Below are 15,829 nucleotides of genomic sequence, written 5' to 3' on the forward strand. Positions count from 1 at the left end.
GCGAGCGTGCTAGCAGTTGCAAGCACTCTGCTTGCAACTATCGGGTGTGTCTCGTGTCACCGCGATAAGCTGGGAAAATGGCCACGATCCGCCGTCGGCGCAGACTCGTCGACTCGCTTCGCGAAGACGGCGCGCTCTCCGACCCGCGCTGGGTCCAGGCGTTCCGCGCGGTACCGAGGCAGCTGTTCCTGCCGCGGTTCTTCGTGGCGGACGGCGATCGCTGGGCGGCCGTCCAGGCAGGCGACGACGGCTGGCTCGACCACGTCTACCGCGACCGCGTTCTGGTCACCCAGCTCGACGACTCGCCGGAACGGTGGGAAGTCGCGCGCGCCGAGGGCCCCGTCATCGGCGTCCCGACCTGTTCGTCGAGCATGCCGTCGATCATGGCGATCATGCTCGAGGAGCTCCGCGTCCGCGAAGGCGACCGCGTGCTGGAAATCGGCACCGGGACCGGGTACAACGCGGCACTGCTGTGCGCGCGGCTCGGCGACGCGAACGTGTCCACAGTGGACATCGACCCGGCGCTCGTGTCCTCGGCCCGTGCCGCACTCCGCGCGGTCGGCTACGCCCCGGCGTGCCAGGCGTCCGACGGCGCGCTCGGCCTGCCGGCCGAAGCGCCGTTCGACCGGGTGCTGTGCACCTGCGCGGTATCGCCGATCCCGCCGGCTTGGCTCGCGCAGACGAGGCCGGGCGGGCTGGTCGTGACCACACTGCACAGGCCGATCGGCGCGGGACTCGTCCGCCTCGTCGCGGGCGAGGGCGCGCGTGGCGAAGGCCGCGTGCTCGCCAGGGATGGCAGATTCATGCCGATGCGCGCGCATCGGAAACCCGCGTCCCTTCCAGCGGCGAGGGAAAGCGAGGCGCGGACGACGAGCCTGCCGGTTTCCGAAGTGACAGACCCGTCGAGCCCGTTCGAATTCTTCGCCGGCCTCGCACTGGCTGGCGTCACGCCACGACACGACGCGGGGTCGGTGACATTCACCCATCCCGACGGGTCATGGGCGACGCGAACCGGGAACACCGTCGACCAAGGCGGCCCGCGGCGACTCTGGGACGACGTCGAACGAGCCCGCGAGGAGTGGAAGGCGCTCGGGAAGCCGACCCGCCGCAGGTTCGGCGTGACGGTCAGCCCGCGGCGTCAGAGCTTTTGGCTCGACAGGCCGGACGGCCCGACCTGGCCGCTCGACGGGTGAGCCGCCCATCGGCCGAGCACCCACCGCTCCGCGTGGTCGACGGCCGCCTCGATCGGTTCCGCGGTCGTGTCGAACACTTCGACCGGCGGTTCCATCGTCGCCGCGGTGTCGCGCAGCCAGGTGGCGAACTCCAGCATCTCGGCGACCCGCGGTTCCGACCACTCCCGCCACGCCGGTCGGGCGAGCAGTCGCCGCCGGAGCGTCGCCTCGTCACCGACCAGCGCCAGGTAGTGGATGCCCGAAAACAGCACGCGTTCCGGCCGCGTTTCGAACTCCGGCGGCGCGACCGTGCCGCACAGCACCACCGGCCTGCCGCTCTGGTGGATCATCGCGGCGAGCCGGAGCCACGCGGATCGGAACCCGGGATGCCCGTCGACGTCGTCACGAAGGCCCGCCGTCCACAGCACGTCCTGTTCGAGGACCACGAACCGGTCGGCGAGACGCTTGGCCAGCAGCGGGCCGACCGTCGACTTCCCCGCGCCGCTCGGGCCGGTCAGCGCGAACAGCGGTAGCCGCCGGAACGGCCACCGGTGCCCACATCTCGCGCACGACAACACGTCGTCGGCGACGACCGGCCATTCCGCGCGATCACCGCACACCGGGCAGATCTTCAGGTCGAGCACGCGTCAGTCGAACAGGTTCTCGAGGAAGCTGCCGCGACGTTTGCGGTGCCCGCCCCTGCCGTACGGCCCCGGCGAGTCCGAATACCCGCCTCGGTAGCCGCGCGGCGAATCCGCGTAACCGCCCCGGAACGGACCAGGCGAATCGCCGTATCCGCCGCGGTAGGGCCGCGGCGAATCGCCGTGTCCGTACCGCGCGGTCGGCGCGTGCCCGCCGTGATGGGCGGGCGGCTGGTACGGCGGTGGTGCCTGATTGGCGTAGTAGGCGCTTTCCGCGCCGGCGATTTGCTCGAGCTCGCCGCGGTCGAGGAAGATGCCGCGGCACCCCTCGCACTGCTCGATGTGCACGCCGCCCTTGTCGACAGTCTTCATCACGTTCTGACACTTCGGACAAATCACGTATATCAGCCTACGCATGTCCGTCCGCCAGGCGTCAACACACGCACAAGCAGAACGGATGACCCGCCGGATCGGCGTAGACGCGGAACGTCCGCGGCTTGTCGTCGAGCAACTTGGCACCGAGGCCGAGGACGCGCTCTTGCGCCGCATCGAGATCGGGAACCTCGAGATCGAGGTGGAACTGCTGCGCACGCTCCTGCGACGGCCAGTCCGGCGCGAGGTACCCGTCGACACGCTGAAAGGCGAGCACCGCGCCGCCCGAGGGGTTGGGCAGGTCGACCCATCCGCCATCCTCGGACACGTCCAGCTCCGCGGGCCAGTCGAGCACGGCCGCGTAGAACCGGGCCAACTCGATCGGCTCAGGACAGTCGAGCACCACGGAACCCAGCTTCGGGATTGCGGCGGTCATACATCCTCCTCGTGCTTGCCATAACCAGTGAAACGATTATGGGAGTTACCGAGGAACGCCGCAACCCGCCTGCCGCCGCCCGCGTGGCAGCGACACCGCGAGCACGCACCCCAACAGCACCAGGCCGATCCCGCCGATCACCCAGGAAATCCACACCGGCGCACCCGCGCCGACGAGGATCCCGGAAATCCCGAACGACGAATGCCACGCCGCTTCAGTGATCACCGAACCGAAGCCCTGCACCGAAAACAGCGCGGCCGAGACCCACAACGCGGTCCGCGACCCACGACCGGACAACACCGACATCCCCAACCTCCGTTCCGATGCATTTGCATCACTACAACACGGTAGCATCGTATCGATGCAAGCGCATCGGAACGAGGAAGGCATGATCGGCACATGCCAAGACACGTCGACCACGACGCGAGGCGGCGCCGGATCGCCGACGCGGTATGCGACCTGATCGCCGACCGCGGCATCGAAGGCGTCACCCTCCGGGACGTCGCCGCGCGAGCGGAGGTCTCGATGGGCGCCGTCCAGCGCACCTTCCCCACCGGGGATCTGATGCTCGGATTCGCCCTCGACCACATCATCGCGAAGACGCAGGAACGGGGCGCGCGCCGCATCGACACGTCCGGCAGCAAGGGTTCGGCCAAGACACTGCTGTCGATCACACTGCAGGAAATGTCCCTCGCCGGCTCCGGGCAGCGCGCCGAAGCGACGGTCTGGCTGACCTTCACCGCCGCCGCCGCGGTCCGCGAGGACTTCAGGGCGGTACTCCGCGAGCACCACGAAAAGAGCGGCAAACTACTGGCCTGGTTGATCGACTACGGCAAGAACGCCGGCGAAATCCGGCCCGATCTGAACACGGCAGGCGAGACGCGAGCGCTTCGAACGTTCGTCGACGGCATCACCCAGCACTTCGCGCTCGGGCTCGTCACCACGCGATCGGCACACCGGCTCATCGACGACCACCTCCGCGGCTGGTGGACCTCCCGCGAGGCGAAAACCCGGTCTTGACACGACCTACACTGATGTGGTGAGCGAGCGACCCGAACACCCGGACGCCGCGCTGGTGATCGCCTTCCTGAACACGCTCGACGTCGAGGAAGGCACCGACGCGCTGCACTCCGCCGAATCATGGCAGAGCTGGGCAGCGGAACGTGGTTTGACGCCGGGACACCTGACCGGTGCGCGCTCGGCCCGAGCAGCGCTGCGGGCGGCCGCGGGCGACCCCGATTCGATGCCGCGCGAGGCGAGTGCGGCCATCGAAGTCCGCGTCGACACCGACGGGCCCGCGTTCGCGACGACGTCGGCGACCGGCGCGGTGCTGGGCGCTGCCGCGCGGCTGGCCGTGCTCGGCCTTTGGGACCGGGTGAAGATCTGCCCCGCGGACGACTGCCGCTGGGCGTTCTACGACCAGTCGCGCAACCACTCGCGCACGTGGTGCTCGATGCGGGTGTGCGGCAACCGGGAGAAGGCGCGCGCCTGGCGAGAGCGGGCCGCGGCCGAACCCACGTGATCCACTCGCAGGTTACGTCCAGTGGCCATCGGTCACAGAGGGAGATAGGCAAGCCTTCTCACCTAGATGTTGTAACCCGCCGGGGTTACCCACAGATTGGGGTGTGGACAACCCCGTCGCCTGTGGATAACTTCGGTGCACAACTGGTGGAGCAGCGCACAGCCTGGGGATGTCAAGGAACCAACGGGTGAACACCGTGGTCCTCAGAACAACAGCTGACCAACGCCGTAGATCACCAGCCCGGCGAGCGCGCCGACCACCGTCCCGTTGATCCTGATGAACTGGAGGTCGCGCCCGACCTGCAATTCGATCTTGCGCGACGTCTCCTCGGCGTCCCACCGCTCGACGGTGTCGGTGATGATCGTGGTGATCTCGCTCGAGTAGTTCGAGACGACGTAAGCGGCGGCGCCTTCGACCCAGCCGTCGACCTTCTCGCGCAACGAGTCGTCCGACATGAGCCGCTCACCCAGCGTGCGCAGGCCTTCACGAACGCGTTTGCGCAGCTCGCTCGACGGGTCTTCGGCGGCGCCGAGCAGCATCTCCTTCGCGGTCGCCCACGCGGACCCGATCAGCTTCTGCACCTCGGCGTGCTCGATCACCTGCGCCTTGACCTGCTCGGCGCGGGCCATGGTGTCCGGATCGGTCTGCAGATCCTGCGCGAACTCGCCGAGGAACTTGTCCAGCGCGAGCCGCATCGGATGGTTCACGTCGGTCTTGACCGCCCACGCGAACGACAGGACCTCGCCGTACACCTTGTCCGCCAACATCTCGTCGACGAACTTCGGCGACCACGACGGCGCGCGGTCCGAAACCACCCGCAGCATCGCGCTGTGGTTGTCGCGGACCCACTCGTAGGCGCGATCGCACATCAGGTCGACCAGCTTGTGGTGGGCGCCGTCGGCGAACACGCCGGCGAGCAGTTTGCCCAGCGGCGGGCCCCACGGCTTGTCCACGACGCGCCGCACCACGGCCTGCTCCATGACGGCCTGCACGTCTTCGTCCCGGAGCACGGTCACCGCACCGCGGACGACGGTCGCCAGCTCCGACGTGACCCGCTCGGCGTTTTCCGGCTGCGCGAGCCAGCCGCCGAGCCGCTTCGAAATGTCGACGCGGCGCAGCTTGTCCCGCACCACCGTCTCGGACAGGAAGTTGCTTCCTACGAACTCGCCGAGGCTGTTGCCCAGCGCGTCCTTCTTGTTCGGGATGATCGCGGTGTGCGGGATCTTCAACCGCAGCGGATGCCGGAACAGTGCGGTGACCGCGAACCAGTCGGCGAGCGCGCCGACCATGCCCGCTTCGCCCGCCGCGCGCGCGTAGCCGACCCAGCCCGGCCATCCCGCCGTCTCCGCCCACCTGGCCAGCAGGAAGACCACGGTCGCGCCGAGCAGGAACGACAGCGCGACCAGTTTCATCTTGCGCAGCGCGAGCCGCTTGGCCTCTTCGCCCTGCGGCCCGCCAGGCGGGTCGGCCGGCCTGCCGGGTTCACGCGCCTGGCCGATCGCCCGCTGCTCTGCCGGTGGCTGCTCTGCCGAGGTGAGTTGCTCCACAGGCCCATTGTCCGTGAGGATGCGTTCTCGTGCGTCAACCCGCTCTGGTCTCCCGCCTGCAACCGTTCAGTTCGACCATCTTCGCCGAGATGACCGCCCTCGCCGTCCGCTCCGGCGCGGTCAACCTCGGCCAGGGCTTCCCGGACAGCGACGGGCCGCCCGCGATGTTGGAAGCCGCGAAGGACGCCCTGTTCGGGGGCGCGAACCAGTACCCGCCGGGCCCCGGCAGGCCGGAGTTGCGCGCCGCGATCGCCCGGCACCGCGCGCGCTACGGCGTCGACTACGACCCGGACAGCGAGATACTGGTCACCGCTGGCGCCACCGAGGCGATCGCGGCCAGCCTGTTGTCCCTCACCGAGCCCGGCGACGAAGTGATCGTGATCGAGCCGTACTACGACTCGTACGCGGCGGCGGTCGCGCTCGCCGGCGCGACCCGCAGAACCGTTTCGCTGGTCGAGGACGACGCGGGCCGGTTCGCGCTGGATCCCGACGCCGTGCGTGCCGCGATCACGCCGCGAACGCGCGCAATCCTGGTCAACTCCCCGCACAATCCCACCGGCACGGTGTTCACCCGCACCGAGCTCGAAGCGCTCGCCGCGCTGTGCGTCGAACACGACCTCATCGCCATCACCGACGAGGTGTACGAGCACCTCGTCTTCGACGACGGCGAGCACATCCCGCTGGCGACCTTGCCGGGGATGCGGTCGCGAACCGTGTCGATCTCCAGCGCGGGCAAGTCGTTCAACTGCACCGGCTGGAAGATCGGGTGGGTGTGCGCGACGGCCGAGCTGGTCGCCGCGGTGAAGGCCTCGAAGCAGTTCATGACGTTCGTGTCGGGCGGGCCGCTCCAGCCCGCCGTCGCGTACGCGCTCGACCACGAACTCGACTGGGTCGAAAGCCTGCGGCAGTCGCTCGCCGCGAAACGCGATCGGCTTTCCGCGGGCTTGGCCGACGCCGGATTCACCGTGCGGCCGTGCGCGGGCACCTACTTCGTCTGCGCCGACATCAGGCCGCTCGGCTTCACCGACGCCACCGAGCTGGCGTTCCAACTGCCCGAGCGGGCCGGTGTGGCGGCCGTGCCGGTGAAGGCGTTCACCGACCGGACCGAGGGCTGGGACCACCTGCTGCGCTTCGCGTTCTGCAAGCAGGACGACGTACTCGACGAGGGCGTCGCCCGCCTGCGCGAACTCGGCTGAGGCTTCACCAGCCGTCGATGCCTTCGGCGAGCAGCAAGCGCCGGAGGAGTTTCAAGCAGCGAGTTCGCATCGGGCCGACCGTCCCTGGCTCCACACCGAGCTCAGCGGCCATTTCCACGTACGTCGGAACCGGGTCCCGCACCAGCAGCTCCCCGATCGCGCGGTAGGGCTGCCGCAGGCGGAGGATCGCGTGGTGCAGCACGCGGTCGCGATCGGCGAGCATCGCGGCCAGCTCCGGGGTCTCGGGATCCGCGACGCCCATGCCGAGATCGGGCACCGGGAACTCCCGTCGCCGCCGGACCAGCGCCAGCGCGTGACGACGCGCCGTGGTGGACAACCAGGCTGGCAGCGATGCCAGGTCCCGAATCGTTTCCCTTCGCCGGAAGAACGTGAGCCAGGTGCTCTGCACGACGTCCCGGACATCGGCTTCGCAGAGGCGGAACCCCCTGGCGACGGCGAGCACCGTGCGGGAAAGGTCCGTGAACGGCAAGGTGCCGATCTCCCCCACTTGGGGTATCTCCGTAGCCCGCACGCTGTCTCCCTTTCGCCGTTCGGCCGCCCTGCTGGCGACACGACGTGATTGGGACGGCACTTTCCGCGAGACGGCTCCCCATAACCTCAGGTCAGCGGCCTAACGTGGGGTAAGATGCCGCGAACGGCCGAGCCGTGATGCACCCTCAGTGATCAACACCGGAATTGTGTCCACCGAAGACGGTAGGCCCGTTCCGCCTTCCGGGGTGGATCCGTCGCCGCCGAGGTGAAACACTCGCCAGCGATGCTAGAAATAGTGCAGCTTCGGGGGAACTGCGACCTGGCCAGATGAGACCGCAGCAAGATCAGACTCGGGCGACCAACGCACGAGTTCAAGGCCCGGACGGTGGTGGTGGCGGTGAGCAGCGCGAATCTCGTGCCTCGCTCCGGACCAGCGCTGTCCCGTGTGCTCACCCGTTTGCTGGTCATCGCCGGCTTCGCCTGCGCGGCCTGGCTACTCGGCGTACTGCTGGCCGGGCACGCCTCGGCCGACGAGAGCGACTCCGGAAGTTCCGGCACGGGCCAGTCCGGCACGGTGTCGGCGATGCCCGTCCCGCCGGATCAGCCCGCCACCGCGCCCTCGCCGCAGCCCGTTCCGGACGAACCCGCGACGAGCCCCAGCACGCCGCCCACCTCCGGCACCCCGGAGGCCCCGGCGCCGAAACCTGCCGAGGAACCCTCGCACCGCAGGGCCGGTAAACCCGCCACGAGCGAGCAGCAGGAAAGCCAGCCGCCCGCACGAAACCGCACGGCGACGCCGAAGCAGCACAACGACGGCGGCCTGATCGGCGGCTTGGTGGGCGGCCTGCTCTCCACGGTCACCGACACCGTGTCCACCGTGACCGACACCGTCGGCGGACTGATCGGCACCGTCGGCGATGCGGTGGGCGCGCCGATCACCTGCCCGACGAAACCGCACCCTTCGCCGGGTAACACCAGCCCCGGCAACGGCGACGGCGGCATCCTGCCCACGCTGCCGCTGCTCGACGGGGGCAGTAGCGGCAGCGGCGGCACGGTCACCATCGCGGTGCCCGGCGCCAGGCCCGGCCATTCGCCGTTCCCCGACATGCCAGGCAGCGCGCCGGAACCGGGTTCCACACCAGCCGTGCCGCCGCAGGCGCCGCCAGCGCCCGGGGACATCGCCGCCGCACCGGCGCCCACCCGCGCGGCCGTCTCGGAATCCTTACGCTCCAGCACCGACTACGGTGCTGCCACCTCTGGCCGCACCGTCACACTCGCGGGCAAGGTCATCGTCAAGGCGGACCAGGAGCAAGGCGGCGGTTCCGGCGGCGGCCAAGCGCCGTTCGCCCCTACCGCGCCCTCGGCGCCGACCTGCGCCGCGGGCACCGGACACGACAACGGCGGCGGCCATCGTCACCCGTTCGCCATCGCCGGCTCCGCAGCGAACCACACCCAGCTCGAGCTGATCGGCACCAGTCGCGACCATTCGGCCGACGGTGCGGGCAGGGATGCCGCCCTGCCGACGACCTCGCCCGACTGACCCCGGGACCACTCCGCCGGGGAGGACCGTGTCCAAACCAAGATCAACTTCTTGGTTCGCACGCCGCACCTCCGCTGGCACCGTTCCGGCTTTCCTTCTCCCCCAGGGGTTTTCGTCATGACTTCACGACTTCCCGATCGGCCGACCGCGCCCGGCCGGGTCGGGTCCTGGTCCCGGCGCCGCGTTGCCCCCGCGGCGCCGGGACCGACACCAGGCGCATATCGGGCGTTCCTGTTCACCGCGCCGAACAGGGGCACCAGCCCGATGCGCGCCTGAGTCGCTGGCGCTTCCCGGCACGTCGAGGGGCTGTGCCGGGAAGCAGCCGCGGCACCCATAGCCGGTGCGCTGGGCGTGACGCCGTTGGACCTCCCTGGAGCAACGGATCCGCCCGGCGCACCGGCTGTTTTATGTCACCGGCAGGTCCACCCCGCCCGCGGCGCCCGCACGGATCGACCGCACTGCCGCGCTGAGCCTGCGGACCCCTTCGTGCAAGCGTTCCGGCGGCAGCCCGTATGGCAGCCGCACCCAGCGCTCGAGCCCTCCGTACGCACCGAACCGCGCCGCGGGCACGAGGTGCACGCCATGGGTTCCCGCCGCGACGGCAAGCCGCGTGCTCATCGGCTCCGACAGCCGGCACCACAGCGACAGCCCACCGCCCGGCACGCGGAAAGACCAGTCTGGGCAATACCGCCGCAGCGCGCCCACGAGCGCGTCCCGGTTGGTCAGGAACTCCTCACGGCGCCTGCGCAGCAGGGGGGTCGGGTCCGCGAGCAGTTCCGCGAGCACCAGCTGTTCGAACACCGGCGAGCCGAGGTCGATCATGAACCGAGCCGACACCAGCCGCGTGATGACGTCCACCGACGCCCGCAGCCAGCCGATACGCAGACCGCCCCAATGCGACTTGGACGACGACCCGATCGTGATCGCGAACTCCGGCGCGGAAGCGGCCAGGGGCGGCGGCGCCTCGTCACCGTCCAAGTCCAGTTCCACCAACGTTTCGTCCACCACGAACGGCGTCCTGGCACGACTCAGAACCGCACCGAGGCGCTCGCGGCCTTCGGCGTCGAGCCGCAGCCCGGTCGGGTTCTGGAAATCGACCACCAGGTACGCGAGCCTCGGCGACGACTGCCGTACGGCAGCCTCGATCCCGGCGATGTCCCAGCCTTGGTCACCCGCGGCGTCCAGCGCCACCGGGACCGGGATCGCGTGCGCGGCCCTGATCGCCTCCAGCGCGTTGGGATAGCTCGGGTTCTCCACGAGCACGCGATCGCCCGGCCCTGCCAGCATGCGCAGCGCGAGCACGAACCCGTGGTGCGCCCCGTTCGTGATCATCACCTGGTCCGGCGTCGTGGGCAGCCCGCGTTCGGTGTAGCGGCGGGCGATGCGGTCTCGCAGCACGAACAGGCCGCGGTCGCTGTAGCCGTGTTCGCCAAGGTGGTCCGCCAACGCGACCCGGGCGGTGTCGAGCGCGGGAATGATGCCGCCCGCGGCCGACGGCGACGCGCGGGCGAAATCGATGGCGTCAGCGCTTTCCGGCAGTGACGGTTCAAGCCCGCCCCTGCCACGGGCAGCGACCCAAGAGCCGGCACCGCGGCGGCTCTCCACCATGCCGCTTTCCCGCAACCGGTCCCACGCGGCACCGATGAGCGTCCTGCTCGTCCCGAGTTCCTCAGCAAGCTGACGCTCGGCGGGCAACCGGGTGCCGACGGCGAGCTGGCCGTCCAGCACCTGCAGCTCGATCGCCGCGGCGAGGTCTGCCGCACCTTGCCGTGAACCGCTACGCCATGCGCCGAGCATGGAGGCCAATCGGCGAGCCGATATCTGTCCACTCGGCGAGATCAGCGAACTCATCAGGCCAATTCTTCCATATTGGTCGTGTTCTTCAAGCCACTGAACTTCCATAGTGAGGAGGTGACCCAAGTCGATCTCCGCCCTGTGGCCCCCTCCAGAAACCCCGCACGCCGCTTTCCGCAGTTGCTCGGCGGGCTCGCGCTGTACGGCGCGAGCATGGCGATGCTCACCAGGAGCGGCATGGGCCTTGACCCGTGGGACGTGCTCACCGACGGCTTCACGAAAATCACCGGCTGGACGTTCGGCACTGTCACCGCGGTCGTCTCCGTCGGCGTGCTGCTGCTCTGGGTCCCGCTGCGGCAACGCCCGGGAATCGGCACGGTGCTCAACATCTTCACCATTTCGGTGACCGTCGACCTCGTCCGCGCCGTACTACCCGACCAGCACCGCTTGGTCTGGCAACTGGTGCTGATGATCGGCGGCGTGCTGTTGAACGGCCTCGCCACCGCCACGTACGTCGGCGCTCGACTGGGGCCGGGCCCTCGCGACGGGCTGATGACCGGGCTGTCGGCCCGGACTGGTTGGTCAGTACGGCTCGTCCGCACCGGTATCGAGGTTTCCGTGCTCGCCACCGGCTGGCTGCTCGGCGGAACCGTCGGTATCGGCACTGTGGTCTACGCACTCAGCATCGGCGCGATCACGCAAGCGCTGCTGCCGCTCGTCGCCTGGCGCGAACCGGAACTGTGACCCGGCCATCGGGCACTCGCCAGAACGGGCCGGCCAGGCTTAGTGTCTGCCGGTGCCGAAGATAGAGGTTGCCGAGCGTGCGGGTGTCGGCGTCGACGGAGCCGCGCGGCCGACGGAAGACCACGTGGTACGGCTGGACAACGCCGTGTTGTTGCTCGACGGAGCGACCTCGCCGCATCCTGACCTGCCAAGCGGTGGCTGGTACGCGGGTCTGCTGTCCGCACAGCTCGCCGACGAACTGCTTACCAACCCGGAAGGCGATCTGGCCGATCTGCTCGCGAAGGCCATCGCCGGCGTCGCGGCACAGCACGATCTGCGGCCGGGAAACGCGCCGTCGAGCACCGTCGCGATCGTGCGCTGGACCGAAGAAATCGTGGAAAGTCTAGTGCTGGCGGACAGCCCGGTCGTGGCGTTCGGCCGTGTCGGCCCGAATGGCACGGATGTCGTCGCCGACAACCGAATCATCGAGCTTCGCGACCGAGGCCGGTTACGCACTCGGGCCGACGTGCGCTACCAGCGGAACTCACCAGGCGGATTCTGGGTTGCGGAGGCGGTGCCCACCGCCGCGCATCGTGCCGTTCGCCGCACCTGGCGGCGTGCCGATGTCGACGCGATATTGCTCGCCACGGACGGTGTCGCGGTCGGCGTCGACGACTACCACCTCTTCGACTGGCGCGAAGCCCTCGAACTCGCACAAGGCAAAGGCATGACCGCGGTCCTCGACGCGGTCCGGGAAGCTGAGGAGTCGGACCCGGACGGCGCACGGTGGCCGCGCGCGAAGCGCCATGACGACCAGGCTCTGGTTCTGGTTACGTTCGACAGCACAGTGGTGTAAACCCCACCAAATATCGGGGAGTCTCCCCGATATTGAGACAGGCATCCCGTGGCTAATCTCGTCTGCATGGGGCAGATGAGGGCGCAGGTCGCGGGGAACGTGAACGCGGCACGGGCGAGAGTGTGGGTCGCGGTTTCCGCGGCGACCATGGCATGGGGCGCATTCACGATGTTGCTCATGCACGCGGTCAGCAACCGCGACCCGCTGTTCGACACGTTGTCCAGCTACGTGATTTCCGGGCAGGGAGCGGCAATGCTCGCTTCTAGCATTCTTGCCTTGGCCGTCAGTTCCATTGCTCTGCTTGGCGCACTGTTGTCGTGCGGCATCGGCGCTTCCCGAACCTGCGTCGCCTTGTTCGCGATCTGGACCACGGGCCTCACCCTCGCGGCGATATTCCCGGCGAGCTGGCCGGAACGGCCAGATCCCGTCAGCGGTCAGATTCATCAATATGCGTGCCTTTTCGCGTTTCTGAGCCTCCCCGGAATCGGCTTCGCCGTGTTGGAACGCGTCCCGGACGCGCGCATTCGGAAGCTGACGTTCCTCAGCGTCGGCACGCTCGCCCTGTTCGGGTTGAGCTACTTGTTCAACGCACTCCGCGACGTACCCGACGTGAGTGACCTGTCGGCCATGCTCCCTGTGGGCGTCATGCAGCGCCTCACGCTCGCGGTCGACCTCGCGCTGCTGTGCGGGCTGCTGCTCCACGCCTATCGCATTGTCACCATTAGAAATGACATCGTCGCTGGTCAGCAGGTTGTTACCGAGCAGGCTGGTGATCGAACGTCGCCGCCTGCCGGGTAGTTTGGGCTGCATTCACGCCAGGTCCGAACTGGGGAGCAACCCATCATGAAGATTCCGTTGCGGGCGATGTTGCCCGCGCTCGCCGCGGTCATCCTGCTCGGCGGCTGTTCGAACGCCTCCGAAGCCGGGCCCGCGACACCGTCCGCCGCCGCGTCCCCGGCGCAACCGGGCAAACCATGGAACGACGAGCTGAAAAACGCCGAGGCCGGCGAGAAGGTCGGCGGTACCGGATCCCCTTGTCAGCTGCCCGTCACGTTCGACGTGGCCAAGGGCTGGAAGCCGAAGCCTGTCGATGTGGGAACGGGCAGCGGCGCCGGCCTGGACGCACTCGCGCACCAGGGCGGCTTCACGCTCAAATGCGAAATTGACGGGAAACCAGCCGGATTCATCGGGTTCCTGCGAATCTGGGCCGAGGACGCGCCAGGCAAGTCGCCGCGGCAGGCACTCGAAGCTTTCGTCGCGGGCGACCGCAACGTCACGGAGAAGACCTACCGGGATTCAGGACCGCTTCAGGGCGTCGAAGTGACCTACCTCAAGGACAACAAGGCGTTGGAAATGGTGTCCCGGGCCCGCGCGCTGGCGGTCTCGACGGCTTCCGGCGTAGTAGTGCTGGCGCTGGGCGGCCTGGACGAGGAGGAACACCAACAGATGCTGCCCGCCTACCTCACCGCGAAGCAGTCCCTCGTCACGAACTAGCGAGCCCGGTCATCGCGGCGTATCGTTCGTTCGAACGAACGAGGATTTGGGGGGGCCGCGATGACCGAGACGCCACCAGTCGATGCCGAGGTGAACTCCGCCGGCCTCGCCGAGCAGGTTCGGCTGCTGGCCGAGGGCGTCGTCAGCTCGACCGAACTGACCAAGATCGCGCTGACCAGGGCCGACGCCAGCCAATCGACGCTGAACGCATTTCGGTGGATACGCCGGGAACAGGCACTCCTGGACGCCGCCGAAGCCGACCGCCGACTGGCCTCGGGCGAGAGCGGACCGCTGCTCGGCGTTCCGATCGCCATCAAGGACGACGTGGATATCGCGGGGCTGCCGACTGCCTTCGGCTGCCGCGGCGAGTTCACTCCCAAGGCCGCGGACTGCGAAGCGGTACGCAGGTTGCGTGCCGCGGGCGCGGTGATCATCGGCAAGACCAACACCCCGGAAATCGGTCAATGGCCGTTCACCGAAGGCGCTGCCTTCGGTATGACCCGCAACCCGTGGCACCTCGACCACACGCCCGGAGGATCCTCGGGAGGTTCCGCGGCAGCCGTCGCCGCGGGCGTCGTGGCCGCCGCGCTCGGCTCGGACGGCGCCGGATCCGTGCGCATCCCGGCCGCGTGGACCAACCTCGTGGGTATCAAGCCGCAACGAGACCGGATTTCACCTGCTCCGGAACCAGAGTTGTTCCACGGCCTGACCGTGCTCGGCCCGCTAGCCCGAACAGTCACCGATGCGGCGTTGTTGCTGGACGTCGCGGCCGACGCCGGTAGCAAATACCGGGACGCGGCGTCACGTCCGCCCGGACCGCTTCGCATCGGGCTGTCCACCCGCATTCCGTTCACCGCGACCAGGACCAAGCTCGATCCAGAGGTTCGCGCCGCCATCGAGCGGCTTGCGGAAACGCTTCGCGGCCTGGGACACGAAGTCGTACCCGCCGAACCGGCCTACGGGCTCATCGGGCTCAGCTTCCTCCCGCGCTCGCTCACCGGCGTGCGGGACTGGTGCCGTCGCGTTCCGGATCGACGGCAACTCGACCCGCGCACGCGCTCCAACGGGAAGCAGGGATCCGTTCTCGCGGGTCCTGCCCTGCGGGCCGCACGCGCGGTGGAACCCCTGTTGCGGAAACGAGTCGGCGCTGTCTTCGGCCAGGTCGATGTGGTGCTGGCGCCGACGACCGCCATGACGCCGCCTCGAATCGGCAGCTTCGAAGGGCTTTCCGGCTGGGAAACGGACCAAGCCATGATCGCCGCGTGCCCGTACGCGTGGCCATGGAACGTCCTTGGCTGGCCGGGAGTGAACGTTCCCGCGGGACTCACCGCGTCCGGTCTTCCGCTCGGCGCGCAATTGCTCGGGCCATCGGATTCGGAAGAGCTCTTGATCAGTCTCGCCGCCCACTTGGAGTCGGCGGAACGCTGGTACGACCGCCGTCCGGCGACCACATGGTGAGCACCCGCGAGTCGATCCTGCGCGCCGCGTTGCGGGTGATCGGCGAACAAGGGGTGTCCGGGCTGACCAACCGGCGCATCGCGACCGACGCCGGTGTTTCACTGGGCACCTTGACTTATCATTTTCCGAGCCAGACCGAACTTCTGCGCCAAGCCATGCTGCTGTTCGCCGAGAACGAGACGATAAAGCTCCGAGGCCTGGTAAACGCCAACAAAACCGGTGACATCACTGTTGAAGAGGCTGCCGCAGCAGTGGAGCGGGTGCTCGAGCAGATGACGTTCGGCGCCGACGAAATCGCCCCGCTCGAACTGTATCTCCAAGCAGGCCGCGACCCTGACCTGCGCGACGCGACCCAACGCTGTTTCGCCGCCTACGACGAACTCGCGTTGACTGTGCTCCGCGCGCTCAAAGTAGATGAGCCGCAACACATCGCGCCTGCAGTCGTGGCGCTGATCGCGGGACTGCAGCTGCGCCGGCTCGCGACGGGCGCGTCGACCGGTTCACCAGCCGCGGGAGCATTGACAATGCTGATTCGAGGCGCGAACCACCCCAAAGAGGTAACTTCGTAGCCATCCGCAGAAAAGTG

The 15,829-nt window shown here is 68.7% G+C and carries 18 protein-coding genes; 11 read left to right on the top strand and 7 right to left on the bottom strand.

The window, feature by feature from the left end; genetic code table 11:
• Positions 1-77 precede the first annotated feature (77 nt).
• On the top strand, positions 78-1,193 hold the full coding sequence (gene tgmC / locus HUW46_RS16965; RefSeq protein ID WP_215548195.1) for an ATP-grasp peptide maturase system methyltransferase: 1,116 nt from the start codon (positions 78-80) through the stop codon (positions 1,191-1,193).
• On the opposite strand, the gene HUW46_RS16970 is transcribed toward tgmC, so the two are convergent.
• From HUW46_RS16970 to HUW46_RS16985, 4 genes are read right to left on the bottom strand one after another with little or no spacing between them, the layout of a single operon-like run.
• Positions 1,139-1,816: an AAA family ATPase gene (locus tag HUW46_RS16970; protein WP_215548196.1), complete on the bottom strand. Its 678-nt coding sequence runs from the start codon at positions 1,814-1,816 to the stop codon at positions 1,139-1,141. The genes tgmC and HUW46_RS16970 overlap by 55 nt on opposite strands.
• Positions 1,817-1,819: 3 nt before the next feature.
• The gene (locus HUW46_RS16975) at positions 1,820-2,230 is read right to left on the bottom strand and encodes a TFIIB-type zinc ribbon-containing protein (RefSeq protein ID WP_215548197.1); all 411 of its coding nucleotides are present in this window, start codon (positions 2,228-2,230) and stop codon (positions 1,820-1,822) included.
• A 16-nt stretch (positions 2,231-2,246) separates the two neighbouring features.
• Complete coding sequence (locus HUW46_RS16980; RefSeq protein ID WP_215548198.1) at positions 2,247-2,621, bottom strand: VOC family protein; 375 nt, start codon at positions 2,619-2,621, stop codon at positions 2,247-2,249.
• Between the two features lie 45 nt (positions 2,622-2,666).
• A complete protein-coding gene (locus HUW46_RS16985; protein ID WP_254126248.1) occupies positions 2,667-2,927 on the bottom strand; it encodes a hypothetical protein in 261 nt (86 codons plus the stop codon).
• A 93-nt stretch (positions 2,928-3,020) separates the two neighbouring features.
• Here HUW46_RS16985 and HUW46_RS16990 point away from each other — a divergent pair, with 93 nt between their 5' ends.
• The gene (locus HUW46_RS16990; protein ID WP_215548199.1) at positions 3,021-3,641 is read left to right on the top strand and encodes a TetR/AcrR family transcriptional regulator; all 621 of its coding nucleotides are present in this window, start codon (positions 3,021-3,023) and stop codon (positions 3,639-3,641) included.
• 19 nt (positions 3,642-3,660) lie between these two features.
• Entirely contained in the window at positions 3,661-4,143 is a 483-nt protein-coding gene (locus tag HUW46_RS16995) for a CGNR zinc finger domain-containing protein (protein ID WP_215548200.1), read from the top strand.
• A gap of 203 nt (positions 4,144-4,346) precedes the next feature.
• Here the strand turns inward: HUW46_RS16995 and HUW46_RS17000 are convergent, their stop codons facing one another.
• Positions 4,347-5,642: a DUF445 domain-containing protein gene (locus tag HUW46_RS17000; protein WP_254126618.1), complete on the bottom strand. Its 1,296-nt coding sequence runs from the start codon at positions 5,640-5,642 to the stop codon at positions 4,347-4,349.
• A 77-nt stretch (positions 5,643-5,719) separates the two neighbouring features.
• Between HUW46_RS17000 and HUW46_RS17005 the strand changes: the two genes are divergently transcribed.
• On the top strand, positions 5,720-6,886 hold the full coding sequence (locus tag HUW46_RS17005) for a pyridoxal phosphate-dependent aminotransferase (protein WP_215548201.1): 1,167 nt from the start codon (positions 5,720-5,722) through the stop codon (positions 6,884-6,886).
• A gap of 4 nt (positions 6,887-6,890) precedes the next feature.
• Here HUW46_RS17005 and HUW46_RS17010 read toward each other — a convergent pair whose 3' ends face one another.
• On the bottom strand, positions 6,891-7,418 hold the full coding sequence (locus HUW46_RS17010; RefSeq protein WP_215548202.1) for a sigma-70 family RNA polymerase sigma factor: 528 nt from the start codon (positions 7,416-7,418) through the stop codon (positions 6,891-6,893).
• A gap of 357 nt (positions 7,419-7,775) precedes the next feature.
• Between HUW46_RS17010 and HUW46_RS17015 the strand changes: the two genes are divergently transcribed.
• Entirely contained in the window at positions 7,776-8,918 is a 1,143-nt protein-coding gene (locus HUW46_RS17015) for a hypothetical protein (RefSeq protein ID WP_215548203.1), read from the top strand.
• 405 nt (positions 8,919-9,323) lie between these two features.
• On the opposite strand, the gene yczR is transcribed toward HUW46_RS17015, so the two are convergent.
• A complete protein-coding gene (gene yczR / locus HUW46_RS17020; RefSeq protein ID WP_215548204.1) occupies positions 9,324-10,769 on the bottom strand; it encodes a MocR-like transcription factor YczR in 1,446 nt (481 codons plus the stop codon).
• A 60-nt stretch (positions 10,770-10,829) separates the two neighbouring features.
• Here yczR and yczE point away from each other — a divergent pair, with 60 nt between their 5' ends.
• From yczE to HUW46_RS17050, 6 genes are all read left to right on the top strand, one after another.
• The gene (gene yczE / locus HUW46_RS17025) at positions 10,830-11,456 is read left to right on the top strand and encodes a membrane protein YczE (protein ID WP_215548205.1); all 627 of its coding nucleotides are present in this window, start codon (positions 10,830-10,832) and stop codon (positions 11,454-11,456) included.
• A 52-nt stretch (positions 11,457-11,508) separates the two neighbouring features.
• Positions 11,509-12,291, top strand: a complete 783-nt coding sequence (locus HUW46_RS17030; protein WP_215548206.1) for a protein phosphatase 2C domain-containing protein — start codon at positions 11,509-11,511, stop codon at positions 12,289-12,291.
• A 66-nt stretch (positions 12,292-12,357) separates the two neighbouring features.
• Positions 12,358-13,089, top strand: a complete 732-nt coding sequence (locus HUW46_RS17035; protein ID WP_254126249.1) for a DUF998 domain-containing protein — start codon at positions 12,358-12,360, stop codon at positions 13,087-13,089.
• Positions 13,090-13,134: 45 nt separating this feature from the next.
• Positions 13,135-13,785 (top strand): lipoprotein, encoded by a 651-nt coding sequence (locus HUW46_RS17040; protein ID WP_215548207.1) that lies wholly within the window; start codon positions 13,135-13,137, stop codon positions 13,783-13,785.
• A 60-nt stretch (positions 13,786-13,845) separates the two neighbouring features.
• Complete coding sequence (locus tag HUW46_RS17045) at positions 13,846-15,243, top strand: amidase (RefSeq protein ID WP_215548208.1); 1,398 nt, start codon at positions 13,846-13,848, stop codon at positions 15,241-15,243.
• Positions 15,240-15,812, top strand: a complete 573-nt coding sequence (locus tag HUW46_RS17050; protein WP_442860978.1) for a TetR/AcrR family transcriptional regulator — start codon at positions 15,240-15,242, stop codon at positions 15,810-15,812. Before HUW46_RS17045 ends, HUW46_RS17050 begins: the two co-directional genes overlap by 4 nt.
• The last annotated feature ends 17 nt before the right edge of the window (positions 15,813-15,829 follow it).

This window comes from Amycolatopsis sp. CA-230715 (assembly GCF_018736145.1).
Taxonomy (GTDB): domain Bacteria; phylum Actinomycetota; class Actinomycetes; order Mycobacteriales; family Pseudonocardiaceae; genus Amycolatopsis.

Excerpts from the sequence above, each read along its gene's own strand:
- yczR (WP_215548204.1), bottom strand. The coding sequence starts at position 10,769 with ATGAGTTCGCTGATCTCGCCGAGTGGACAGATATCGGCTCGCCGATTG.
- HUW46_RS17040 (WP_215548207.1), top strand. The coding sequence starts at position 13,135 with ATGAAGATTCCGTTGCGGGCGATGTTGCCCGCGCTCGCCGCGGTCATC.
- HUW46_RS17045 (WP_215548208.1), top strand. The coding sequence starts at position 13,846 with ATGACCGAGACGCCACCAGTCGATGCCGAGGTGAACTCCGCCGGCCTC.
- HUW46_RS16975 (WP_215548197.1), bottom strand. The coding sequence starts at position 2,230 with ATGCGTAGGCTGATATACGTGATTTGTCCGAAGTGTCAGAACGTGATG.
- HUW46_RS16980 (WP_215548198.1), bottom strand. The coding sequence starts at position 2,621 with ATGACCGCCGCAATCCCGAAGCTGGGTTCCGTGGTGCTCGACTGTCCT.
- tgmC (WP_215548195.1), top strand. The coding sequence starts at position 78 with ATGGCCACGATCCGCCGTCGGCGCAGACTCGTCGACTCGCTTCGCGAA.
- HUW46_RS16985 (WP_254126248.1), bottom strand. The coding sequence starts at position 2,927 with ATGTCGGTGTTGTCCGGTCGTGGGTCGCGGACCGCGTTGTGGGTCTCG.
- HUW46_RS17035 (WP_254126249.1), top strand. The coding sequence starts at position 12,358 with ATGGGGCAGATGAGGGCGCAGGTCGCGGGGAACGTGAACGCGGCACGG.
- HUW46_RS16990 (WP_215548199.1), top strand. The coding sequence starts at position 3,021 with ATGCCAAGACACGTCGACCACGACGCGAGGCGGCGCCGGATCGCCGAC.